The organism is Rathayibacter sp. AY2B7, from assembly GCF_002931635.1.
Classification (GTDB): domain Bacteria; phylum Actinomycetota; class Actinomycetes; order Actinomycetales; family Microbacteriaceae; genus Rathayibacter.
In genome coordinates this window covers 1-4,054 of the sequence record NZ_PSUC01000169.1, presented here as the reverse complement: position 1 = coordinate 4,054, position 4,054 = coordinate 1, and the positions used below count along the sequence as shown (strand labels likewise).

The following is a 4,054-nucleotide window of genomic DNA, read 5'->3' as shown; positions in this document are numbered from 1 at the left end:
GATGATCGCGATGAACATGTAGGCGAGCGTGCGCTCCGCGCGTCCGACGCCCGCCGGCTCCTGTGGCTTCACCCGTCAAGGATAGGGCGGCCCCGGTCGACTAAACTGATGGCTGCTTCATTTCCAGGAGGGGTCTGCATGCCTACCGGCAAGGTCAAGTTCTACGACGAGGAGAAGGGCTTCGGCTTCATCAGCACTGATGACGGCCAGGAGGTCTTCCTGCACGCTTCCGCGCTGCCCTCCGGGACCGCGGTCAAGGCCGGCACCCGCCTCGAGTTCGGCATCGCCGACGGCAAGCGCGGGGCGCAGGCGCTCTCGGCGCGCGTCCTCGACGCCCCGCCGAGCCTGGTGAAGCTCAACCGGAAGTCCGCGGACGACATGTCCGTGATCGTGGAGGACACGGTCAAGCTGCTCGACGGGATCGGCGCCGGGCTCAAGCGCGGCCGCTACCCCGACAAGGCGCACGGGCGCACGATCGCGGCGCTCCTGCGCCGGGTTGCGGACGAGCTGGATGCCTGACGCCGACGGCACGACCGACGAGCAGGGCCCGGTCGAGGAGACCGTCGGCGCTCCGACCGCGGAAAACGCTTCCGTGGAGCAGTCCACGGGAGAGGGCGACCCCGGCGCCGAGACGGACACGACTCCCGCCGAGGAGGACTCCTCCGCCGAGGACGCGAGCGGAGCCGACGAGGAGATCGCGGCTGACGAGGCGGCTCCTGTCGACGAGGCTCCCTCCGGCGAGGGTGAGAGCGACGCCGCCCTCCCTGTACCCGAGGCTCCTGGCGAGGACTCCGCCTCTGCGGAGGAGACTCCTCGGGACGACGATGTCGCCGCTGAGGCGGGGGCTCCCGGCGCGGACACGGCTTCTGCTGCAGTGCCGACTCCTGCTGATGCGGGAACTGCTGACGATGCGGGAACACCTGAAGATGCGGCTCCTGCTGAGGATGCGGCTCCTGCTGAGGATGCGGCTTCTGCTGAGGATGCGGCTTCTGCTGAGGATGCGGCTTCTGCTGAGGATGCGGCTCCTGCTGAGGATGCGGCTCCTGCTGAGGACGGGGCTTCTGCTGAGGATGCGGCTCCTGCTGAGGACGGGGCTCCTGCTGAGGATGCGACTTCTGCTGAGGATTCCGGCCCCGTCGCCGACGACCGTTCCGAGGCCGACGACGACGCCTCCCCGGGGGAGGCGGACGAGGCCGCCGCGGACGAGGCTCCCGAGCCCGTCTACGAGGCGGACGCCGTGCTCGCGGGGTCTCTCGATGTCGCTCGCGCCGCGCTCGCCGAGATCGCCCCCGAGGGGACGATCGGCGAGCTGGTCACGACTCTGGCGCAGGGCGAGCACGTCGTGTCGCTGCAGTTCGCGAACCTCATGCGCGGGTACCCGGGTTGGCTGTGGACGGCGACGCTCTCCCGGATCGACGAGAACGAGGACGTGAACGTCCTGGAGGTCGAGCTGCTGCCGGGTGAGGGCGCGGTCCTCGCTCCGGACTGGGTGCCGTGGTCCGTGCGTCTGGCCGACTATCAGACCGCGCAGGACGCGCTCGGCGAGGAGGTCGAGGACGCGGACGACGACGAGCTCGAGGACGCCGAGGAAGACGACCTCGACGACGAGTCGGACGACGACTCCGACGAGGGCGACTCGGACGACGACGACGACTCGGACGACGACGACGACTCGGACGACGACGAATCGGACGACGATTCCGACGACGACGACTCGGACGACGAGGACTCGGACGACTCCGACGACGACGACCCGGACGACGACTCCGACGACGAGGACTCCGACGACGTCGAGCCCGAACCCGCTCCCGCCCCGACCACCCGTCGCCGTCGGCGTCGCCGCTGATCCGGTCCGGCGCCGCCCGATGAGCATCGACTCCGACACCCGCATCGCCTATCCCGACGGCGCCGTGCGTTCCTCCGGGCGCGTGCAGCACGTGGACCGGCTGGAGGACGGCCGCTGGGCGGTCGTCCTCGATGCGACCTCCGCTCACCCCGTCGACCCGACCTGGCCCGACCAGGGGCCCGACCGCGGTGCGCTGGTCGTGGCGGGGGAGCGGCTGCTTCTCGTCGACTGCCGCATCGGGGCGTGGCAGGGCGGCGAGCTGCACGTCGGCGAGCGGCTCCCGGCGCGGCTCGGTACTCCGGAGTGGAGCTTCGTCGTCGTCCACCTCGTCGACGACGCCTCCTCACTCCACGTGGACGACGAGGTCGACGTCGAGGTCGACGTGGAGCACCGGCGCGAGCTCTCCCGCGGGCACACCGCCTGCCACCTCGCCTCCCTCGCCCTGAACGCCGCTCTGGCCTCGTTCTGGTCGAAGCCGGCGCGCACCGACGCTCTCGGGAACCCGGACTTCGATCAGGCGGCGATCCAGACCTCGCGGATCCGCGAGTCCGGCTCCACCGACGTCTACCGCCTCGGCAAGTCCCTCCGACGCAGCGGGATGGACACCGCCCGCCTGCTGGCGGAGATCCTCGAGGTGCAGGAGCGGGTGAACGCCCTTCTCGCCGAGTGGATCGCCTCGGACGCCGAGGTGCGCATCGAGCGCGACGACGACCTCCTCAGCACGCGGCGGACCTGGCGCTGCACCCTCCCCGCGGGGAACGCCGCGATCGCGTGCGGCGGCACCCACGTCGAGCGCCTCGGCGAGTTCACCGGCCTGCGCGTCCGTCTCGAGCCGGAGGCCGACGGCACCGGGCTCCGGATGGAGACCGACGCGGTCTAGCGGCGGTTGCGGCTGTAGAACAGCCCGATCGTGCCGAGGACCAGTCCGATCACGACGGTCGACAGGACGACCGGCTCGACGACGGCTCCGATGGCCGCCGCCACGAGCACGGCCACGAGGGCGACGGCCCAGACGGCGCACCCGACCAGCAGAGCCATCGCGTCGTCGCTCGCGTAGGGCGGCGGCGCGGGCCGCCGCTCCTCCTCGCGCCGCCACAGCCGCATGGCGTGCCTCAGACCGCCAGGCGCTCGAGGACGTGATCGATGCAGCCGAGCAGGGAGCGGACGTCGTCCGGCTCGATCGCGACGAACGTCGCCACGCGCAGCTGGTTGCGGCCGAGCTTGCGGTACGGCTCCGTGTCGACGATCCCGTTCGCGCGGAGGATCCTCGCGACGAGAGCGGCATCGACGGAGGCGTCGAAGTCGACGGTCGCGACGACCTGGGAGCGGTGCTCGGGCACCTCGACGAACGGGGTGGCGAGGCTCGAGGCCTCGGCCCAGTCGTAGACCGTGGAGGAGGACTCGGCCGTGCGCGCCGACGCCCAGGCCAGGCCGCCCGAGGCGTTCATCCACTCGAGCTGCGACTCCATCAGCAGGAGGGTCGAGAGCGCCGGAGTGTTCAGCGTCTGGTTCAGGCGCGAGTTGTCGACGGCGTTCTTGAGGCTGAGGAACTCGGGGATGTAGCGGCCGCTCGCCGCGATGCGCTCGATCCGCTCGATCGCGGCGGGGGAGAAGAGGCCGAACCAGAGTCCGCCGTCGGAGGCGAAGTTCTTCTGCGGGGCGAAGTAGTAGACGTCGGCCTCGGCGATGTCGACGTCGATGCCGCCCGCCGCGCTGGTGGCGTCGATGACGGTGAGCGCGCCCTCGTCGCCGCGGACCCGGCGGACGGGGGCCATCACTCCGGTGCTCGTCTCGTTGTGGGGCCACGCGTACACGTCGATCCCCTCGACGACCTCGACCTCGCTCCGGGACCCCGCGGGGGCGGAGACGACGTGGGCCGGCTCGAGGAACGGCGCGGAGGCGGCGGCCGCGAACTTCTGGCCGAACTCGCCGAACGTGAGGTTCTCGGCGCGGCGCTCGATGAGGGAGAAGGCCGCGGCGTCCCAAAAGGCGGTCGAGCCGCCGTTGCCCAACAGGACCTCGTAGCCCTCGGGGATGCGGAACAGCGTGGCGAGGTGCTCGCGCACGCGCCCGACGAGGTCCTTGACGGGCGCCTGGCGGTGCGAGGTCCCGAGGAGGTGCGCGCCCTGCGTCGCGAGGTGGGCGAGCTGGTCGTGCCGCACCTTGGACGGGCCGCAGCCGAACCGTCCGTCGTGGGGGAGCAGCTCG

5 protein-coding genes are annotated in these 4,054 nt (G+C 71.4%); 3 read left to right on the top strand and 2 right to left on the bottom strand.

All coding sequences use genetic code 11. The annotated features are described in order from the left end of the window. The first annotated feature begins 138 nt into the window (after positions 1-138). The 3 genes from C5C27_RS16820 to C5C27_RS16810 are packed head-to-tail and all read left to right on the top strand — an operon-like array spanning position 139 to position 2,726. Entirely contained in the window at positions 139-519 is a 381-nt protein-coding gene (locus tag C5C27_RS16820; RefSeq protein ID WP_104224602.1) for a cold-shock protein, read from the top strand. Then, positions 512-1,846, top strand: a complete 1,335-nt coding sequence (locus C5C27_RS16815) for a DUF3027 domain-containing protein (protein WP_219813199.1) — start codon at positions 512-514, stop codon at positions 1,844-1,846. Before C5C27_RS16820 ends, C5C27_RS16815 begins: the two co-directional genes overlap by 8 nt. 19 nt (positions 1,847-1,865) lie before the next feature. Further along, complete coding sequence (locus C5C27_RS16810; protein ID WP_104314975.1) at positions 1,866-2,726, top strand: metal-dependent hydrolase; 861 nt, start codon at positions 1,866-1,868, stop codon at positions 2,724-2,726. Here C5C27_RS16810 and C5C27_RS16805 read toward each other — a convergent pair. Beyond that, positions 2,723-2,950, bottom strand: a complete 228-nt coding sequence (locus tag C5C27_RS16805) for a DUF2530 domain-containing protein (protein ID WP_104314974.1) — start codon at positions 2,948-2,950, stop codon at positions 2,723-2,725. The genes C5C27_RS16810 and C5C27_RS16805 overlap by 4 nt on opposite strands. 8 nt (positions 2,951-2,958) lie before the next feature. Beyond that, positions 2,959-4,054, bottom strand: a 1,096-nt coding sequence (serC, locus tag C5C27_RS16800; protein ID WP_104314973.1) for a phosphoserine transaminase, incomplete at its 5' end; no start/stop codon positions are given.